Origin of the sequence: Mesorhizobium sp. M0800, assembly GCF_040320095.1 — a bacterium.
Classification (GTDB): Bacteria; Pseudomonadota; Alphaproteobacteria; order Rhizobiales; family Rhizobiaceae; genus Mesorhizobium.
Map to the genome: position 1 here is coordinate 113,962 of NZ_JAMYOZ010000003.1, position 16,325 is coordinate 130,286.

Here is a 16,325-nt window from a genome sequence, read left to right on the forward strand (position 1 = left end):
CAGCAAGGCGCCTGAACGGCTCAGAGACTTCGTAAGTCCTTGATAAGCACGTAAAGATGCAGCGGGTCCGTCGGCGATTGCGCGAATCCGTAGCGCTCGTAAAACGTGCGGGCGCCGTCGTTCTTGGCGTGGACGACGACCGCGCGGATACCTGCAATATCGGCCGCCTGCAAACTGCGCAGGACGGCATCGCGCAACAGTCCGCCGCCGACGCCTTTGCCTTGCCAGTCCAGACTGACCGCAAGACGCGCCAGCAGCATTACAGGCACCGGATGGCGTGCGAGACCTTTCGTCAATCGCTCGGGCGCACCCTCATATTTAACTTCACCAACGACCAGGGTATAAAAGCCGATCACATCTTCGCCAGAGAGACCAATGTAGGTCTGCGAAGCATTGGCTTGCTGGTTTTGGAATGCATAGCGTACGAGAAAGCGATTGAGCGGTTCTTCACCGCAGTCGAACATGTCCACCAAATGCTTGCGGGCCAGTTTCTCGATCTGGAATTCGCTCACGCTGGATCGCGACCGGAAAAGATGCTTGGTTCGTTCAATAGGCGCTTGAGGCGGGGGAGATCACGCGTTGGCGCGTCGAGCGCTGCCATGAACGCGACCCATTTTTCGGCGTCGAGATGGAAGCTGCGCCGGTCGGCTAATGTTTCTTCGGCTCGCGCAAGCGCGCTTTCAAGCACGAAATCGCTGAGCGAACGGCGTTCAGTCGCGGCGGCGGTTGCGAGTGTACGCTTTGCCTGGGGGGTAAGGCGCAAGTCCAGTTTTTCCGATCTGGTGGTTCTGGTCGTCATTGGTACCTCTCGATTGAAGGATACCACATTTCGCCAGACAATGTCATGACAATTTCGGCCGCGCCCACGAAACGTGCTGGATCAAGCCGCCAGAAGCTGCTTGCGGTCGACGCGTTCCTGTTGCGGCGAGCGGGCGTACAACTCGCGATAGCATTTGGAGAAATGCGAGGCGGAAACAAAGCCGCAGGCGACCGCCACTTCGACCACCGGCAACGACGACTGGATCAGCAGGTGCCGGGCGCGGTCGAGGCGGATCTCCAGATAGTAACGGGCAGGGGAGCGCCCCATCTCGGTGCGGAACAGGCGCTCAATCTGCCGGCGCGACAGGTCGACATGGTCAGCGACCTCGATCAGCGAGAGCGGCTCGGAGAGATTGGCTTCCATCAGCTCGATAATGGTCAGAACCTTGGAATTCTGCACGCCAAGGCGGGCGCGCAGCGGCAGGCGCTGGCGGTCGGTCGGGCTGCGCACGCGATCAGTCAGCACCTGCTCGCAGACGCGGTTGACGAGGCTTTCGTCGAAATCGTCGCCGATCAGCTTCAGCATCATGTCGAGCGCGGCGGTGCCGCCGGCGCAGGTGTAGATGTTCTGGTCGATCTCGAAGAGGTCGGCGAAGACATTGGCCTTGGGGAACGCCTCGGAAAAGCCCGGCAGGTTCTCCCAATGGATGGCGCAGCGCTTGTTGGACAGCAGGCCTGCGGCGGCCAGGATATGCGCGCCGGTGCACAGGCCGCCGACGGCAACGCCGCGATTGTACTCCTCGCGCAACCAGGCAAAGGCCGATTTGTTCTGGTAGCGTTCGACATTGATGCCGCTGCAGACGATGGCCATGTTCGGCCGGTCCGGTCCGGACATTTTCTTGCGCTCTTCCTCCAGCGAGGTGTTGACGGCGCATTCGACGCCGTTCGAGGCGCGCACCGGCTTGCCGTCGATGCTGGCGAGCCGCCAGCGATAGGCTTCATAGCCGAGCATGCGGTTGGCCGAACGCAACGGATCGAGCGCCGTCGCGAAGGCGATCATGGTGAAATCGGGGACCAGGAAGAATACGAACGATCGCCGGATCGGGTGCTTTACGACGTTCACGGGTAGATCCTCACGCTGCAATGGCGCGAACAGGATGTCGCGATTAGCATAGCGACATCAGGAAAGACGTTTCCTGTCAATTGGCTAGATGGCAACGGAGCGACTTTATTTGCGACACGGGTCGCAAATGGGCAATCGCTATGCGGCGAAGGACGCGACATGCCGCCGGATCGAGCAAACGAGCCTACGCAGTCTGCGCACACGAAAACGCCGCCTCGGCAAAACCGAAGCGGCGCTGGATCGACTTCGAAGCAGCGCTAGGCTGCTTCCGCCGGGATTGCCGCGTCTCAGGCGACGAAGCCGAGGCGCGCGGCAGCCATGGCACCGGTCTGGCCAGGCATGGTGTTGGCCAGGCGCTGGCGCTCGAGCGCGGTCGTCAGGTTCATTTCGCGACGGGCAAAGAGGCGGGCAAAAAGCTTCATGATCATCTCCATTCGGTTGCTCAGACGGGTCGCCTTCGCTTGATGGAGTGGGGCAGCTCGTTTGTTGATGATGATATAGGCTTACGTGAGGGGAAACTAAATCGCAAAAGCGAAGCACTTGATATGAAAAGCGACACGGAATGCGACAAATTTGGGCATTCTGCCCAGGATTTTCGATTATTTACAATGTGTTGATTGCCAGTGCGGGCTGCTATGCGACTTGCTCATATGCGGCATGCGACGGCGACATGGCTCGGGAAAATTGTTGGAGTACAAACAAAAAGGCCTGCCGGGCTGATCTGCGCGGCAGGCCTTCAGCTGTTGATACACACGGTTTACTTTGCTCCAGCCCAGGATCCCACACCATGGCGAGTGCCGGCCTTGGCATCGGCAGCTTCAGGCCAGCCGATATCCTTCTGCAGTTCAATCGGCAGCGCGCGGATGGCGCGTTCCGTCTGGTAGCGGGCACGGGCCTCGCTGAATTCGGTCGCGATCCGACCGATGGATGACAGGATAGACATCTCATTCTCCTTCGCGTTGGGCCGGGCCGGCACTTGCAGCGTCAGGCGGTACACCGGGTTTGTTTCAGCTTCATTTCGTGTCGATTGCAGGTCCGTGTCATGGTTGTTTCGGGACCACTTCGATGCGTCCTGCCTTCGATGGAGTTGACTATCCTCCCAAACTGGTGTTCAATCAAACGAAATGGAATGATGGTTTGCATCAGAAAAATTGAAGGTCGCTTGCCATGAACGCCCCACTCAATCATCCGCTGCCGCTGCTCGATCTCGATGTTCTGCGCACTTTCGTCGCGATCGCCGAGACCGGCAGCTTCACCACTGCGGCCAATGCGGTCTTCCGCACGCCGTCGGCCGTCTCCATGCAGATCAAGAAGCTGGAGGACATTCTCGGCCGCTCGGTGTTCGCGCGCGACGCCCGTTCGGTGACGCTGACCACCGATGGCGAGATGCTGCTCGGCTATGCGCGCCGGCTGCTGTCGATCAATCGCGAGGTGGTGTCGAAGTTCATCATTCCAGACATTGTCGGGGTGGTGCGGCTCGGCTCGCCGGACGATTACGGCGAACGTGTGCTGCCGCATGTGCTGAAGCGGTTCGCACAGTCGCATCCATCGATCGCGGTCGACGTCACCATCGACCAGAGCGTCAATCTGCGCCGGCGCATGGACGACCGGGCGCTCGACATCACGCTGCTCACCAACTCCTACAAGACCAGCGCGATCGGCGCCGAAGTGCTGCTCACAGAGCCGATCGTCTGGGCCGGTGCCAAGGGCGGTTGCGCGCATCTGCGCGAGCCGCTGCCGGTCTCATTGTGGGAAGAGGGCTGTGCCTGGCGGGCAGGGGCATTGGAGGCGCTTGGCCGCGAGGGCCGCAACTACCGTATCGCCTATATGAGCGCGCACACGGCCGGCCAGCGCGCCGCGATCATGGCGGATCTTGCGGTGGCGCCGCTGCCGAAATCCTTCCTCGGCAGCGACATGGTCGAGCTGTGCCCGAAGGACGGCATGCCTGACATCGGCACCTACAACCTCGCCATGGTGGTGACGCCGGACGCCAGCGCGCCGGTGAAGGCGGTCGCCGACCATATCCGCGCGACGTTTGAGATGTTCAGGGAAACTGGGAAGTTCTGAGCCAAACTACGACCTGAGCGGCGCAACCAGATCGCGAGGGGTTCCGTCGCGGTCTGCCCTTTGCAGCGACAACTCTCCTGCCTTGGCATGATAACTGTCAGTTTCGTTGGTCAAGAAGGCCACTATGCTGTCCCGCGCGCGTCGCGCCTCCGGCATGTCGATCAACGGCCAGACATGGAACATGCCTTGCTCGTGGACGACCTCAATTTCGACGCCGGCCGCGCGTGCCTTTTCCGCGAAGATCAGATTGTCGGGGGTGAGCAGATCGCGTGAACCGGTCAGCAGCAGCGTTTTGGGCAGCACCGACAGGTCGCCGTAAACCGGGCTGATGCGCCAGTCGGTGGGATCTATGCCGGCGCTGTAAAGCCGGATCGCCTCGCGGCCGCCGGCAATGCCCAGCCACGGATCGTTGCGTTCGGCCTCATACATTTCTGGGTTGGCGAGCGACACGTCGAGACCGGGCGAAATCAGCACGTGGCGTGATGGCAAGGGCAGGCCATTTTGCGCAGCCATCATGGTCAGCACGACGGCCATGTTTCCGCCGGCGGAATCGCCCATGAAGATGATATCAGTCGCCCTGGTTTCGCCGAACATCTGGCGGTAGACGGCGCCGACCATGCCGAACATGGCGTGAAAATTGTGTTCGGGAGCAATGGGATAGATCGGCACGGTGATACCGAACCCGAGGCGGTCGGCCATGTCGGCGATCAGCCGCCAATGATAGGGGGTGATTTCAAAGACATAAGCGCCGCCGTGCAGGTAGAGAATCCGCCTCCGCTCACCAGCCTGGGGCGCGATCTCGTAGACGGGAAAGCCGTTGATCGTGCGGATTGTGATCTCCAGGCGTGACCGCAGCGACGCAGGCGGCTGATGGTTTTCCGTCTTGCGCGCATAGGCGATCCAGCGCTGCAGGTTCTCGGGGCTGGAAAACGCCTTCTTGCGGCTGTACCTGAGGACGAACGACACGACGTGGCTTTTGAGACTGGGCATGCAGATACACGGACTTCGGCTGAGCCGACTAAGAGAACCCCCGACTATTTCGAAGATTGTGTCGCCACCAAAAAAGTCAAGATTGATGCAATCTCAACACGGTCGTTTGATCCCAGCTGTCGAGAAAGCGTCCGGCCATGAAGTCTCTGGCCTACCGGCGCAGCTCAACGCCGCGGCAGCAACGCGGCGCGCAGCCAATTGCTGGGTGCAGCCGGAGCCGCATTGCGGCTCCGGCGAATAGCGAGCAGCTTGCATTTGTCGATGAATTTCATCCGCGCTGCACGCCCCATCCGACCGAAAGCTGCCTTTCGCTCGAACGCGGCGACACCGGCCAGCCAATGTCCTTTTGGATCTCAGGCGGCAAGCTGTTGAGGATGCGCAGCGACTTGCGCCTTCGCGTGTTTTCTTGAAGGCCGCACCATAGCGGCCGAGGCTTTCGAACATCGACATCTTGATCTCCTTGGAGCGTTGCGGTGGCCGAAAACTGTTTCCGCCTGCCGTTCGATGCCGGTTAAATGCTCCGCCTATGTATCTGGCGGATTTCACGAAAACGCGTTTTCGTTTCCAGATCGGCGCGATCTGGAAACATTTGCATACAAATGAAAATGGAAGGTCTGACCGCCTAGCGGAGGCGAGTCATCCCCGCCCGCGCCGCGCGGCGTGGCCTTCGCGCGAACGCCGCCGCGGGGCAGCGTCGCCGGCAATGCCGTCTTCGCTCACCGTCTTGCGCGGCGGCAGTTTCACCGCCGCCGACAGCTTGGGAAACGGGTCGATCTTGTTCGGGAGCGCCATGGCATAAACGAAATGTTCCTGGAATTTCGGCTCTAGCGCCGTCTCGATCTTCTCGATCTTGCTAACGGTTTCCTCGATCTCGCGGCGATAGCCACGGTTCAACAGCGCCATGCGGGCGCCGGCGCCGGCCGCATTGCCAACGGCCGAGACCTTGTCGAGGTCGCAATCCGGAATCAGGCCCAGCACCATTGCGTATTTCGGGTCGATGAACGAGCCGAATGCGCCGGCGAAGTGGATGCGGTCGACATGATCGGTGTGCTGCTTTTCCATCAAAAGCTTGGTGCCGGCATAAAGGGCGGCCTTGGCAAGCTGGATAGCGCGCACATCAGTCTGGGTGATGGTGATCTTGGGCTCGCCTTCCTTCAGCACATAGGAGAAGGTGCGGCCATTGGCGACGACGCGAGGCGAGTGGCCGCTCAGCGATCCATCGACGACGCCGTCCTCGGAGATGATGCCGGCGAGATACATCTCGGCGACCACCTCGATGATGCCGGAGCCGCAAATACCGGTGACGCCGGTCGCCTGCACGCTGTCGAGGAAGCCCGGCTCGTCGGACCAGAGTTCCGAGCCGATGACGCGGTATTTCGGTTCCAGCGTTTCAGGATCGATGCGGACGCGCTCGATGGCACCCGGTGCGGCGCGCTGGCCACCGGAGATTTCCGCACCTTCGAAGGCCGGGCCAGTTGGCGATGAGGCCGCCACGACCCGCTGGCGATTGCCGAGCACGATCTCGGCATTGGTGCCGACATCGACGATCAGCATCATCTCGTCCTGGCGGTGCGGCCCTTCCGACAGCGTCACTGCGGCAGCGTCCGCGCCGACATGGCCGGCAATGCAAGGAAGCATATAGAGCCTGGCGCCCTGGTTGAGCTTCAAACCGATATCCGATGCCTTGATGTGCACGGCGCCGGAGACGGCTAGCGCGAAGGGGGCGCCGCCGAGCTCGGTCGGATCGATGCCGAGGAACAGATGGTGCATGATCGGATTGCCGACGAACACGGAATCCAGGATGTCGTTGCGTTGGACGTTGCCTTCGGTGCAGACCTTGTCCACAAGCCCCGAAATGGCCTCGCGCACGGCGACCGTCATGCCTTCGCGGCCGTCCGGGTTCATCATCACGTACGAGACACGGCTCATCAGATCCTCGCCGAAGCGGATCTGCGGATTGGATGTGCCCGACGAGGCGGCGACGCGGCCCGACAGCAACGACACCAGATGCATGGCGATCGTGGTCGAGCCGATATCGCAGGCAAGTCCGTACGCCTCGTTCTTGAGGCCGGGCCACAAAGCGATGACCCGTGCGGTCTCGCTGTCGGTGTCCTTGTGGATGGCGGCGGTCGCGGTCCAGTTGCCTTTGCGCAAAATGCCTTGCACCTGCGGCAACAGATGGAAATCGAAATCGAGGCTCTTGAGGCCCCAGTCCTTCATCAGCGCGATCTTCAGACGGTCGAGGTCGCCGAGCGGCTTGTGCATGTCGGGTTCTTCGATCTCGACATAGCACATGCGGATTGCCGCATCGCGGGCGATGACCCTGGTGTCGGCGTCCTTGCGGATGGTCTGCGCGTTGATGACGGTGTCCTGCGGCACGTCGACGACGAGATCGCCGAGAATCTGCGCCGAGCAGGACAGCCGGCGGCGCTCGGGCAGGCCGCGTACGCGCTCGTAGCGCTCTTCCTTGGCGCCCTTGGGCGAGAGGTGATCGTTGGAGGAAACGATCTTGTGCTTGGCGAAATTGCCTTCCTGCACCTCGATCTGGCAACGCCCGCAAGTGGCACGCCCGCCGCACACGCTCTCGACATAGACACCGAGCTGGCGCGCGGCATCCAGAACCGGCGTGCCGACCGGAAACCGCCCGCGCTTGCCCGACGGCATGAACAGCACGAGCGGATCGGTGATGTTGACGGGAGAGTTCATACGTTCCAGACTTTACTTTCTACGCAGCTCGGGTCTTGGCCACGGCAGCGATGCCGCTGTGTCTCGGTTCCTCCCCAGTCCTAGGCCCCATATCGTGTCGGCCAAGACCTGGCTCAACCCCGGGCCATACGCGCTTCGCGGCCGCCGCGTCTGCGTCCGCCATTGCCATTGCCATCGCCCGGCGCGTTGACCTGCGTCCGGGCGGCAACGGCTCGGCCGCCTTCAGCAGGTTTGTAGTCCTTGTAGGTCCTGATCCAGTTGGTGCAGTTCTCGTCGGTGCCGTTCAGCACGTTGGCGCCGCGCACCGCTTCCATTTCCTGCGGCCGCACCGGGTTCATGATCGCCGAGGTCATGCCGGCGCCGATCACCATCGGGATGAAGGCGGCGTTGATGCCATGACGGTGCGGCAGGCCGAACGAGATGTTGGAGAGGCCGCAGGTGGTGTTGACCTTGAGCTCCTCGCGCAGCCGGCGTAGCAAGGCAAATACCTGGCGGCCGGCATCGCCCAGCGCGCCGATCGGCATGACCAGCGGGTCGACGACCACATCATGCGCCGGAATGCCGAAGTCGGCACAGCGCTGAACGATCTTCTTGGCGACGGCGAAGCGCACATCGGGGTCCATCGAAATACCGGTCTCGTCGTTGGAAATGGCGACGACGGGAACGTTGTATTTCTTGATCAACGGCAGGATGGCTTCGAGCTTTTCCTCCTCGCCGGTGACGGAATTGACCAGCGGCCGGCCCTTGGCGACCTTCAGCGCCGCTTCGATTGCCGCAGTCACGGAGGAGTCGATCGACAACGGCAGGTCGACCAGGCCTTGCACGATCTCCAGCGTCTGCACCAGCAGCGCCGGCTCGGTGGCGTTGGGATCGACTGCAGTGACGCCGGCATTGACGTCGAGCATGGTCGCCCCACAGGCGGCCTGCTCCAGCGCATCCTTGATGACGGTCTCAAAATTGCCGGCGATCATTTCGGCGGCCAGTTTCTTACGGCCGGTCGGGTTGATGCGCTCGCCGATCACGCAGAAGGGCTGATCGAAGCCGATGATGATTTCTCGTGTCGCCGACGCGACGATGGTCCGGGTCATGAAATCTCTCCATCGTGATATAAAGAGTTCTTTATATCGTTATCTGTTTCTGATCAAGCGAATGCTCACGATTCGCGCTGTCAATGCGCGGTCTTGACCATGTCGACCTGGGTTTCAGTGAGGTCGTCATGCAGTATGTGGTCGAGCCGGTCGGCAACGAGCTGGTCGTCGCGGCGGATTTCGCGTTTCCACGGCCGGCGACCCTTCAGCACGCCGGATTCGTCGACGATCTCGGCGACGTATTCTTCCTGGCGGTAGGCCATCACATGGACGCCGGATACACCGGGAATTTCCTTCACCTCATTGATGATGTCGATGCAGAGCTGCTTGCCTTCCTTCTTCTGATCCTGGGCGCCTTCCAGGCGCTTGACGATCTGATCGGGAATGTGAATGCCCGGTACGTTGGAGCGGATCCATTTGGCCGTCTTGGCCGAGGCCAGCGGCCCGACGCCGCACAGGATGAAACATTTCTCGGTATAGCCGAGATCGCGGACCTTCTGCATGTAGGTGCGGAACATCGGTACGTCGAAGCAGTACTGGCTCTGCACGAACTGTGCCCCGGCGGCGATCTTCTTGCCCAGCCGATAGGGCCGGAAATCGATCGGCGGCGCGAACGGGTTGATGGCCGCGCCAAGGAAAAGCTGCGGCGGCGTCGTGAGTTTTCGGCCGGACAGGAATTTGCCGTTATCGCGCATAACGCGGCAGGTTTCGAGCAGCGACATGCAGTCGAGATCGAACACCGGCTTGGCGCCGGGCTGGTCGCCGGCCTGCACGCCGTCGCCGGTCAGGCACAGCATGTTGGCGACGCCCATCGCAGCACCCCCAAGCACGTCGCCCTGGATGGCGATGCGGTTCCGGTCGCGGCAGGCGATCTGCATGATCGGGGCATAGCCCATGCGGGTCAGCAGCGCGCAGATGCCGACCGACGACATGTGGCAGTTGGCGCCGGATGCGTCGACGGCATTGATGGCGTCGACCCAACCGTCGAAAATCCTGGCGCGGTTGTAGACGTCTTCCGGATCGGCGCTGTCAGGCGGATTGAGCTCGGTCGTCACTGCGAACTCGCCGCGCCTGAGGACGCGTTCCAGCCGGCCGCGCGAGGTGTGGCCGGGCAGGGGATCGAGCGGCAAATGGATGCCGGCCGGATTCTCGTCTGGCTGACGGCCGATCATGCCGACGCTCCGGTCTTCGTAGTATTCCGGGCCGCATCGCGGGCGGCCGCGGCCTGCGCGGTGACCCGCAGCCAGGCGGAGGTTTCGCGCAAGGACTGATCCACCGGCTTCTGCACGTCAAAAATCTTGTCGCCATGCGCCATGTTCCGCGAGCCTTCCCAAGCTTTGACCCAGACGCAAGGCATATCAGGCTCGACCTCGCAATTGCCGTTGGCGCGGACACCGCCGCAAGGGCCGTTGCGCAATTGTTTGGGGCAGTTCATCGGGCACGACATGCCGGTCGAGGAAAGGATGCACTGGCCGCACATGCGGCAGTCGAACATGAAGCCCTTGACGCGCTTTTCGACGAATTTCACGGGCCCTTCGACCCGGCTGTAGCCGATGCCCTTCCACAGCGGATGGAGGAGCAGGAACATGTCGGCGAATTTGCCGTAGAACCATTCGAGCAGCCGCGAATGCCGCACAGACCAAAGCCGCACCGCGAAAGAGCGCTGCACACGTCGCTGCGGCGACACGTCGGCCGGCTTGTAGTCGGATTTCGGCGCCGCCTTCTTGACGATGGTCGCCTGGGTCACGCCGGCTTGAGCCGTCGTCGCCGGCATTGATTGGGGATCAGACATTCTCTTTGCCCCCCGCCTTGACCAGAGCGACCAGCCGCTCACGGTCGTATTTCGCATCAAGTTCCTGAAGAGCCTTCTCGGCCTCGGCTTCAAGATCGTCACTGACCGGGAGGGGTTCTGCCTTGCGCCATTCGGCAAGATAGTCGTCGGTGCCGCCAGCGCCGGTGCGCATGGCGCACATGTCGATCGCCTCGGTGAAGCGCAGCGGCAGTTCGCGCTTGGCGTTCTGCCGGCCCTTCTTGACGATGACCTGGGCGGGGATGTCGCGCCAGTAGACGACGATCAGATCGGCCATAATTTCCTGCTCCTGCAGAGCGCCGTGCGTCCAATCGGACGCACAAACGATGCTCTACCATTTAACTCCGCTGCATCGTGCTCTCCGAAGATCGATTCCGATCTTTTGGCCAATGCAGTGGTTTCGAGCATTGCCGGAAGCGCTGTTGGGCTGCTTGTTATGGGACGACGCGGGGGCCTTCAAAAGCGACGCAATCGACGGCCGCGGTTGAAAGCGGGGTTTCTTCCAGCACTGGTCAGCCGGCGCGGCCATCGTAGCTGCCGACCAGCTTCCTGTGGAAGCGCACGTAACCTCGTTCGGTCGTGCGTAAATGCTCCGCGACGATGTCATGGAAGCGCGGCAGGCGGTGGAAGGGAACGGCCGGATAGGAATGGTGCTCGGAATGGTACGGCATGTTCCAAGCCACGAAGCGCACCAGCCTTGTGGTGAAGGTGGTGCGGGTGTTCTCGAGCATGTTGGCGACATGCGGGCACAACGCGTGCTCGGCCAGCAGGTAGGCACGCAAAAACGGCTGTCCGACCAGCACCGGCACGATCCAGACCCAAAGCAGCAGCGCCGACTGCGCGGCCAGCGAGATCATCAGCAATGCCGCATAGCCGATCAGGAACAGCCGTGCTTCGGCAACCACCTTGCCGCGGCCCTTTTCCGGCACAAAGCCATCGCGGTTGCGGCCAGCCGCGTTGGTTATGACCACGCGGGCCATGCCGCTCCAGTAGGGCCCGCCGGAGAGATAACGCAGGTACTGGCCGATGGTCTCCGGCTTCGGGGCCATGAGTTCGGGGTCGTTGTCCGGGTCGTGCGTGTGGCGGTGGTGGGCGAAATGGAAGTAGCGGAACCATGCCGGCGGCAGCAGGATCAGGAAGCCGGCCACGGTGGCGATGGTGCGATTGAGCAACGCCGTTCTGAACGCCGTTTCATGGATGGTCTCATGCAACAGCGTGAAGAAGAAGACGATCAGGATTCCCTGCGGCAAGATGAGAAGCGGCCAGAACGGAATGCGGGCGGCGATCAGCGCGCCCAGCACGACAACCAGCCCGCCATGGACGGCCAGCCGGATAATGCCGGGTCCGTCCAGCCTGGCGGTGAGGTCGCGACGGTCCTCGACCGAAAGGCCGGCAATGATGGTGCGGTGGTCGATGTCGCTCATGATGCAATGTTAGTGGCGGGTGGCTGTCCGGTAAATCGGCGCGTCACCAGACGCCGTTCCTTATCCCCGTCCAGAGATAAAACCATACCGTCGGATGATACCATCGCTTCGAAGGCAGGCCGGGATCCACCGTGCCGACCTTGCCGACCAGCGCATCCCTGACCGCTTCGACGCAGATGTCGCGCGAGAAGGCCGCCTGCCGCAACGCGTAGCTTGAAATTGTGTCGCCCGGCTGCGGTTTGCCACGCGTCTGCCGCAGCACGCCGCCAGGGTCGACGCCGGCGTCGACCAGATGCACGGTGGTGCCGAAGTTCTCCGCATCGCCTGAAGCCAGCGCCCAGTAGCCGCCGTTCATGCCACGATATTTCGGGGCGATGCCGGCATGGTAGTTGAGGACCGGGCAAGGGATTTTCGCCAGCGTCTGCCGCGACAGCAAGCGGCAGCCGGCGAGCAGCACCACACCCGGCTGGATTTCCGCGATCGCCTGCAGGCACTCCGGCGCGTTGGCCGACGAGACATAAATGATCTTTTGCCCAGGCTTCGGTTCGGTTTGCAGCTTCTGCCCGGCGGCAAGCCGTGCTGCGTGGCCGGCGAAGAAGCGCTTACCGAGGCGCGTCAGCACCATCGTGCCGAGTTGACCGATGGCCGAGGTCCAGCCTTGCCGCCGCGCCCGCGCGAGAAGCAATTGCTTTTTGGATTCAGGAGCTTCGAGGATGACGCTGACCGGGCCGAGTTGATCGGCGAGGGCGTTGACGATCGCCCAGATATGCGGGCCGCCTTCGGTGACGACGACGATCGGCCGTTGGTTTGTTTTCGACCGTGCCATGCTCTGCGACCCCCGCAAAGAACCTGTTCTTTTGCGCGCGAATGCTACGTCGGCCGGGTTAATCCTTGGTGATCGGGGCTCAGCGCTTGAATTCGAGGATATCGAGCTTCGATTCATAATAGGGCGCCGGGAACTCGATGCGCCATTCGCTAGCGCTGCTGCGGAAGGCATAGCCGACCTGATCGCTTTGCGGGCCGCTGCCATAGGGCTTTGCCGGATCGTCGTTGACGTAGAAGGAACCGAGATAGATCGCGCGTTTCTCGCCATCGTCGAAGAAGCGGCCCTTGGTGCGCTGCGAGCCGGTGATCTTTTCCAGTCTCCAGCCGGAACCGTCGTCGCTCACCTTGCATTTGAACCAGCCATAGATGACGAGCGGGCTCAATCCGCCGGCCTTGATGGTGCGGCATTGCCAATTGCCGGTCAGGTCCTTGTCGGAGAAGGGAACCAGCGGCTTTGCCAGCAAGGCGTCGAGCTGCTTGACTTCGGCGGGATCGCCGGCCTTCGCCTCGTCAAGCGCTGCCTTGCGCGTCTCGCCATATTTGTCGAGCCGCGCCTTGTCGGCAGCCGTTATCAGCTTCTGCACCTCGCCATCGGCGAACGCGGGCATGGTCAAGCAGAGGACAGTTGCTGTGGCAAACATGAGGCGAACGATCATCGGTGGCGTTTCCCTTTTTGATGGCTGGAGCAGGCTGTTTTCTTGTCTGGCGCATACCTTAATGTTTCGCCGCGTTCTGTCATCCGTGCCTGAGCATCGACAGCAGCAACGAGGTGGAAAGAATGCGGATCTTGCTGACGGGATCGTCGGGTTGGCTGGGCAGCGCCTTGGCACCGCGCCTGCGGGCCTTCGGCCATGACGTCACCGGCCTCGATCCCGTTCCGTCCGCCGAAACGCGAATCGTCGGCTCAGTCGCCGATCGCGACCTGGTCATGAGGGCGGTCGAGGAGAACCGCATCGAGGCTATCGTCCATAGCGGCGCGCTGCACAAGCCTGACATCGAACGTCATCGCAACGAGGATTTCGTCGAGACGAATGTGCGCGGCACGCTCAACCTGCTCGATGCGGCAGCAGCTTTTGGCGTTCAGCGCTTCGTGTTTACGTCGACGACATCGCTAATGATTTCCGAGTCCATACGCACCGGCTTCACCGGCGGGGCGCGCAAGGCGGCATGGCTGACGGAAGACCTGTCGCCTGAACCGCGCAACATCTACGGCGTCACCAAGCTTTCAGCCGAACAGCTCTGCCGGCTCTATCATTTGCAGTTCGGCCTGCCGGTGATCGTGTTGCGCACCGCCCGGTTTTTTCCCGAGGCGGACGACATGGCGCACGTGATCGAACAGTCGGATGCCAACACCAAGGCCAATGAGCTGTTGTTCCGCCGGCTGACTGTGGAGGACGCAGCCGACGCCCACATCGCTGCCCTGGAGAAAGCGCCGCAATTGGGCTTCGACACTTTCATCATCTCGGCACCGACGCCTTTCCAGCCCGAAGATTGCGCGGCCTTGATCGCCGACGCGCCGTCGGTCGTCGCGCGCTATTTTCCGGATTATCCGGCACTCTACACGAAGAAAGGCTGGACGATGTTTTCGTCGATCGACCGGGTCTATGATGCGTCGCGGGCGAGGAGCCGGCTGGGTTTCGTCTGCAAGACGAGCTTTGCCGATGTGCTCGCCGGGCTCGAAGCTGAAGAACGCTTTGCCTAGAAATATCGTCAAGCCAGGATTGCAGCGCTGGCCAGTTCCTTCGTCAGGTCACCATAGCCGGTCGAGCGCCGCTCATAGGCGAGGCCGAGCATTTTCGCCGCCTTTTCGGCGACCTTGTCGAGTTCCGGGTCGTCGGTCTGAGCGATATAGATCAGCTTCTCGTAATTGCCGAAATAGTCCTTGATCAGCTCCGGGTGCTTGTCGAGGCCGAGCGGCTTCATGAAGAAGGCATCGAATTGCCGGCAGAGGAAATCGGTCATGTAGAACGACATCATGTCATTATCGGCGACCTTCGCATAGGCATCCATGCCCTGGTAGAAAGCAAAGCAATGCGGCCCGGCCATGCGCTCGACGCCATGCTTCTCGCAGATCCGATCGAGCAAGCCACCCGTGCCGCAATCGGCATAGCCGACGAATATGTGTCTGTAGCCGTCGGTCTTGGCCTTCTCGATAGCCTTGTCCATGGCCGGCGCGATGCGGTCCGGATAGAAATGGAACTCCGCCGGCAGGCAGGTCAGGTCGAGATGGTCGAGCCCGAGCTGCTCCTTGACCGCCAAAACTTCGCGCGCAATCATCCCGCAGGCGATGACGAGCAGCCTGTCGCCTTGATCGGATTGTTGTTTTCGCGCGGTAGTCATGGAACCAGTCTAATCCATCTTCGTTGCTGTCCAGCGAATTTATATGCTGAGGGAGACACCAATCATGAAATTGTTCCGCGTTGCGCCAATCGCTATTCTCGCCTGCGCCTTGGCTGTTTCGGCCTGCGCCAACACGGTGCGCGGCGTCGGTAAGGATATCAAATCCACTGCGAAGGCAGTTGACGATACCGTCAAGAAACCCTGATCTGCACGGCTCTAAACATTTGGGAATAAAAAAGCCGCACTGCAAGGCGCGGCTTTTCTCGTTGGTGCCGGACTTATTGGCTCAGGCCGAAGCGCGGACGTTGTGCTTGCGCTTCATGAAGTCCTTGGCGGTCTCGACCGCCACCGCGGCGTCGCGGCAATAGGCGTCGGCGCCGACGGCTTTGCCGAATTCCTCGTTGAGCGGTGCGCCGCCGACCAGCACGACATAGTCATCGCGAATGCCCTTTTCCTTCATCGTATCGATGACGACTTTCATGTAAGGCATGGTCGTCGTCAGCAGCGCCGACATGCCGATGATGTCGGGCTGGTGCTTTTCGATGGCATCGAGATATTTTTCGACCGCATTGTTGATGCCCAGGTCGATGACATCGAAGCCGGCGCCTTCCATCATCATGCCGACCAGATTCTTGCCGATGTCGTGGATGTCGCCCTTAACGGTGCCGATCACCATCTTGCCCTGCTTCGGCGCGCCGGTGGCGACAAGCAGCGGACGCAGGATGAACATGCCGGCCTTCATAGCGTTGGCCGACAGCAGCACTTCGGGAACGAACAGGATGCCGTCGCGGAAGTCCTCGCCGACGATGCGCATGCCCTCGACCAGAGCCTCGGTTAACACCTTGTAAGGCGCCCAGCCGCGCTCGAGAAGGATATTGGTGCCTTCCTCGATTTCTTCCTTCAACCCGTCATAAAGATCGTCGTGCATCTGCTGCACCAACTCGTCGTCGGAGAGTTCCGAAAGGATGATCTCGTCGTCGGCCATTTTTTCTCAGGCTCCTTGCCGGCTACAACTATCGCGGCAGCTTAAAAATATCGCGTCAATACCTAACCCGCACGGGCCGGTTGTCCATAGCTGATTTGCGACTTCCCGCAAAACGAAAGCGACCGTAAATCTCTTGGAATTCTTGTCGATTTTGCGACAGGCGTTGGCGCTGGCGGGCCGTTTCGAATAGGGTGCATGGCTACGATCC

The 16,325-nt window shown here is 61.4% G+C and carries 20 protein-coding genes; 4 read left to right on the top strand and 16 right to left on the bottom strand.

Annotated features, from left to right (window positions below; translation table 11 throughout):
- Nucleotides 1-20: 20 nt before the first annotated feature.
- From NKI18_RS05340 to NKI18_RS05360, 5 genes are all read right to left on the bottom strand, one after another.
- Nucleotides 21-512 carry a GNAT family N-acetyltransferase gene (locus tag NKI18_RS05340; RefSeq protein ID WP_352568952.1) on the bottom strand — a complete coding sequence of 164 codons (492 nt, stop codon included), beginning with the start codon at nucleotides 510-512 and terminating at the stop codon, nucleotides 21-23.
- Complete coding sequence (locus NKI18_RS05345; protein ID WP_352477597.1) at nucleotides 509-799, bottom strand: type II toxin-antitoxin system TacA family antitoxin; 291 nt, start codon at nucleotides 797-799, stop codon at nucleotides 509-511. Before NKI18_RS05345 ends, NKI18_RS05340 begins: the two co-directional genes overlap by 4 nt.
- Before the next feature lie 81 nt (nucleotides 800-880).
- On the bottom strand, nucleotides 881-1,819 hold the full coding sequence (locus tag NKI18_RS05350) for a GlxA family transcriptional regulator (protein WP_348625928.1): 939 nt from the start codon (nucleotides 1,817-1,819) through the stop codon (nucleotides 881-883).
- Nucleotides 1,820-2,169: 350 nt separating this feature from the next.
- Nucleotides 2,170-2,304, bottom strand: a complete 135-nt coding sequence (locus tag NKI18_RS05355; RefSeq protein WP_013894968.1) for a hypothetical protein — start codon at nucleotides 2,302-2,304, stop codon at nucleotides 2,170-2,172.
- Between the two features lie 335 nt (nucleotides 2,305-2,639).
- Nucleotides 2,640-2,825: a hypothetical protein gene (locus NKI18_RS05360; RefSeq protein ID WP_352452109.1), complete on the bottom strand. Its 186-nt coding sequence runs from the start codon at nucleotides 2,823-2,825 to the stop codon at nucleotides 2,640-2,642.
- 224 nt (nucleotides 2,826-3,049) lie between these two features.
- On the opposite strand from NKI18_RS05360, the gene NKI18_RS05365 reads away from it, so the two are divergent.
- Nucleotides 3,050-3,949 carry a LysR substrate-binding domain-containing protein gene (locus NKI18_RS05365; RefSeq protein ID WP_023676521.1) on the top strand — a complete coding sequence of 300 codons (900 nt, stop codon included), beginning with the start codon at nucleotides 3,050-3,052 and terminating at the stop codon, nucleotides 3,947-3,949.
- A gap of 6 nt (nucleotides 3,950-3,955) precedes the next feature.
- On the opposite strand, the gene NKI18_RS05370 is transcribed toward NKI18_RS05365, so the two are convergent.
- Nucleotides 3,956-4,939, bottom strand: a complete 984-nt coding sequence (locus tag NKI18_RS05370; protein ID WP_352617600.1) for an alpha/beta hydrolase — start codon at nucleotides 4,937-4,939, stop codon at nucleotides 3,956-3,958.
- Between the two features lie 137 nt (nucleotides 4,940-5,076).
- Here NKI18_RS05370 and NKI18_RS05375 point away from each other — a divergent pair, with 137 nt between their 5' ends.
- Entirely contained in the window at nucleotides 5,077-5,349 is a 273-nt protein-coding gene (locus NKI18_RS05375) for a hypothetical protein (protein WP_353019046.1), read from the top strand.
- Nucleotides 5,350-5,575: 226 nt separating this feature from the next.
- On the opposite strand, the gene NKI18_RS05380 is transcribed toward NKI18_RS05375, so the two are convergent.
- The 8 genes from NKI18_RS05380 to NKI18_RS05415 all read right to left on the bottom strand — a co-directional run bounded on the left by NKI18_RS05380 (nucleotide 5,576) and on the right by NKI18_RS05415 (nucleotide 13,448).
- The gene (locus tag NKI18_RS05380; RefSeq protein WP_023676517.1) at nucleotides 5,576-7,645 is read right to left on the bottom strand and encodes an ASKHA domain-containing protein; all 2,070 of its coding nucleotides are present in this window, start codon (nucleotides 7,643-7,645) and stop codon (nucleotides 5,576-5,578) included.
- 113 nt (nucleotides 7,646-7,758) lie between these two features.
- Nucleotides 7,759-8,733, bottom strand: coding sequence for a methyltetrahydrofolate cobalamin methyltransferase (locus NKI18_RS05385; RefSeq protein ID WP_352617605.1), 975 nt, complete (start codon nucleotides 8,731-8,733; stop codon nucleotides 7,759-7,761).
- 80 nt (nucleotides 8,734-8,813) lie between these two features.
- A complete protein-coding gene (locus NKI18_RS05390) occupies nucleotides 8,814-9,905 on the bottom strand; it encodes a methylenetetrahydrofolate reductase (protein ID WP_023676515.1) in 1,092 nt (363 codons plus the stop codon).
- Nucleotides 9,902-10,525 (bottom strand): methylenetetrahydrofolate reductase C-terminal domain-containing protein, encoded by a 624-nt coding sequence (locus NKI18_RS05395; protein WP_352617608.1) that lies wholly within the window; start codon nucleotides 10,523-10,525, stop codon nucleotides 9,902-9,904. The genes NKI18_RS05390 and NKI18_RS05395 overlap by 4 nt, the downstream gene beginning before the upstream one ends.
- Nucleotides 10,518-10,820 (bottom strand): virulence factor, encoded by a 303-nt coding sequence (locus tag NKI18_RS05400; protein WP_352452105.1) that lies wholly within the window; start codon nucleotides 10,818-10,820, stop codon nucleotides 10,518-10,520. Before NKI18_RS05400 ends, NKI18_RS05395 begins: the two co-directional genes overlap by 8 nt.
- 235 nt (nucleotides 10,821-11,055) lie before the next feature.
- The gene (locus tag NKI18_RS05405; RefSeq protein ID WP_352617611.1) at nucleotides 11,056-11,967 is read right to left on the bottom strand and encodes a fatty acid desaturase; all 912 of its coding nucleotides are present in this window, start codon (nucleotides 11,965-11,967) and stop codon (nucleotides 11,056-11,058) included.
- Nucleotides 11,968-12,010: 43 nt separating this feature from the next.
- Entirely contained in the window at nucleotides 12,011-12,793 is a 783-nt protein-coding gene (locus NKI18_RS05410; RefSeq protein WP_352617614.1) for a formyl transferase, read from the bottom strand.
- A 79-nt stretch (nucleotides 12,794-12,872) separates the two neighbouring features.
- On the bottom strand, nucleotides 12,873-13,448 hold the full coding sequence (locus NKI18_RS05415) for a DUF4893 domain-containing protein (RefSeq protein WP_352617617.1): 576 nt from the start codon (nucleotides 13,446-13,448) through the stop codon (nucleotides 12,873-12,875).
- Between the two features lie 122 nt (nucleotides 13,449-13,570).
- Between NKI18_RS05415 and NKI18_RS05420 the strand changes: the two genes are divergently transcribed.
- On the top strand, nucleotides 13,571-14,494 hold the full coding sequence (locus tag NKI18_RS05420; RefSeq protein ID WP_352617620.1) for an NAD-dependent epimerase/dehydratase family protein: 924 nt from the start codon (nucleotides 13,571-13,573) through the stop codon (nucleotides 14,492-14,494).
- Between the two features lie 8 nt (nucleotides 14,495-14,502).
- Here NKI18_RS05420 and NKI18_RS05425 read toward each other — a convergent pair whose 3' ends face one another.
- On the bottom strand, nucleotides 14,503-15,132 hold the full coding sequence (locus NKI18_RS05425; RefSeq protein WP_352617623.1) for a DUF1638 domain-containing protein: 630 nt from the start codon (nucleotides 15,130-15,132) through the stop codon (nucleotides 14,503-14,505).
- 64 nt (nucleotides 15,133-15,196) lie between these two features.
- Here NKI18_RS05425 and NKI18_RS05430 point away from each other — a divergent pair, with 64 nt between their 5' ends.
- The gene (locus NKI18_RS05430; protein WP_023676507.1) at nucleotides 15,197-15,337 is read left to right on the top strand and encodes an entericidin A/B family lipoprotein; all 141 of its coding nucleotides are present in this window, start codon (nucleotides 15,197-15,199) and stop codon (nucleotides 15,335-15,337) included.
- Nucleotides 15,338-15,418: 81 nt separating this feature from the next.
- On the opposite strand, the gene NKI18_RS05435 is transcribed toward NKI18_RS05430, so the two are convergent.
- A complete protein-coding gene (locus NKI18_RS05435; protein ID WP_023676506.1) occupies nucleotides 15,419-16,117 on the bottom strand; it encodes a cobalamin B12-binding domain-containing protein in 699 nt (232 codons plus the stop codon).
- Nucleotides 16,118-16,325: the final 208 nt, after the last annotated feature.

Coding starts and splice junctions, on each gene's coding strand:
- NKI18_RS05415 (WP_352617617.1), bottom strand. CDS start 13,448: ATGATCGTTCGCCTCATGTTTGCCACAGCAACTGTCCTCTGCTTGACC.
- NKI18_RS05370 (WP_352617600.1), bottom strand. CDS start 4,939: ATGCCCAGTCTCAAAAGCCACGTCGTGTCGTTCGTCCTCAGGTACAGC.
- NKI18_RS05355 (WP_013894968.1), bottom strand. CDS start 2,304: ATGAAGCTTTTTGCCCGCCTCTTTGCCCGTCGCGAAATGAACCTGACG.
- NKI18_RS05400 (WP_352452105.1), bottom strand. CDS start 10,820: ATGGCCGATCTGATCGTCGTCTACTGGCGCGACATCCCCGCCCAGGTC.
- NKI18_RS05410 (WP_352617614.1), bottom strand. CDS start 12,793: ATGGCACGGTCGAAAACAAACCAACGGCCGATCGTCGTCGTCACCGAA.
- NKI18_RS05425 (WP_352617623.1), bottom strand. CDS start 15,132: ATGACTACCGCGCGAAAACAACAATCCGATCAAGGCGACAGGCTGCTC.
- NKI18_RS05365 (WP_023676521.1), top strand. CDS start 3,050: ATGAACGCCCCACTCAATCATCCGCTGCCGCTGCTCGATCTCGATGTT.
- NKI18_RS05380 (WP_023676517.1), bottom strand. CDS start 7,645: ATGAACTCTCCCGTCAACATCACCGATCCGCTCGTGCTGTTCATGCCG.
- NKI18_RS05360 (WP_352452109.1), bottom strand. CDS start 2,825: ATGTCTATCCTGTCATCCATCGGTCGGATCGCGACCGAATTCAGCGAG.
- NKI18_RS05385 (WP_352617605.1), bottom strand. CDS start 8,733: ATGACCCGGACCATCGTCGCGTCGGCGACACGAGAAATCATCATCGGC.
- NKI18_RS05420 (WP_352617620.1), top strand. CDS start 13,571: ATGCGGATCTTGCTGACGGGATCGTCGGGTTGGCTGGGCAGCGCCTTG.
- NKI18_RS05375 (WP_353019046.1), top strand. CDS start 5,077: ATGAAGTCTCTGGCCTACCGGCGCAGCTCAACGCCGCGGCAGCAACGC.
- NKI18_RS05390 (WP_023676515.1), bottom strand. CDS start 9,905: ATGATCGGCCGTCAGCCAGACGAGAATCCGGCCGGCATCCATTTGCCG.
- NKI18_RS05395 (WP_352617608.1), bottom strand. CDS start 10,525: ATGTCTGATCCCCAATCAATGCCGGCGACGACGGCTCAAGCCGGCGTG.
- NKI18_RS05345 (WP_352477597.1), bottom strand. CDS start 799: ATGACGACCAGAACCACCAGATCGGAAAAACTGGACTTGCGCCTTACC.
- NKI18_RS05435 (WP_023676506.1), bottom strand. CDS start 16,117: ATGGCCGACGACGAGATCATCCTTTCGGAACTCTCCGACGACGAGTTG.
- NKI18_RS05350 (WP_348625928.1), bottom strand. CDS start 1,819: ATGATCGCCTTCGCGACGGCGCTCGATCCGTTGCGTTCGGCCAACCGC.
- NKI18_RS05430 (WP_023676507.1), top strand. CDS start 15,197: ATGAAATTGTTCCGCGTTGCGCCAATCGCTATTCTCGCCTGCGCCTTG.
- NKI18_RS05405 (WP_352617611.1), bottom strand. CDS start 11,967: ATGAGCGACATCGACCACCGCACCATCATTGCCGGCCTTTCGGTCGAG.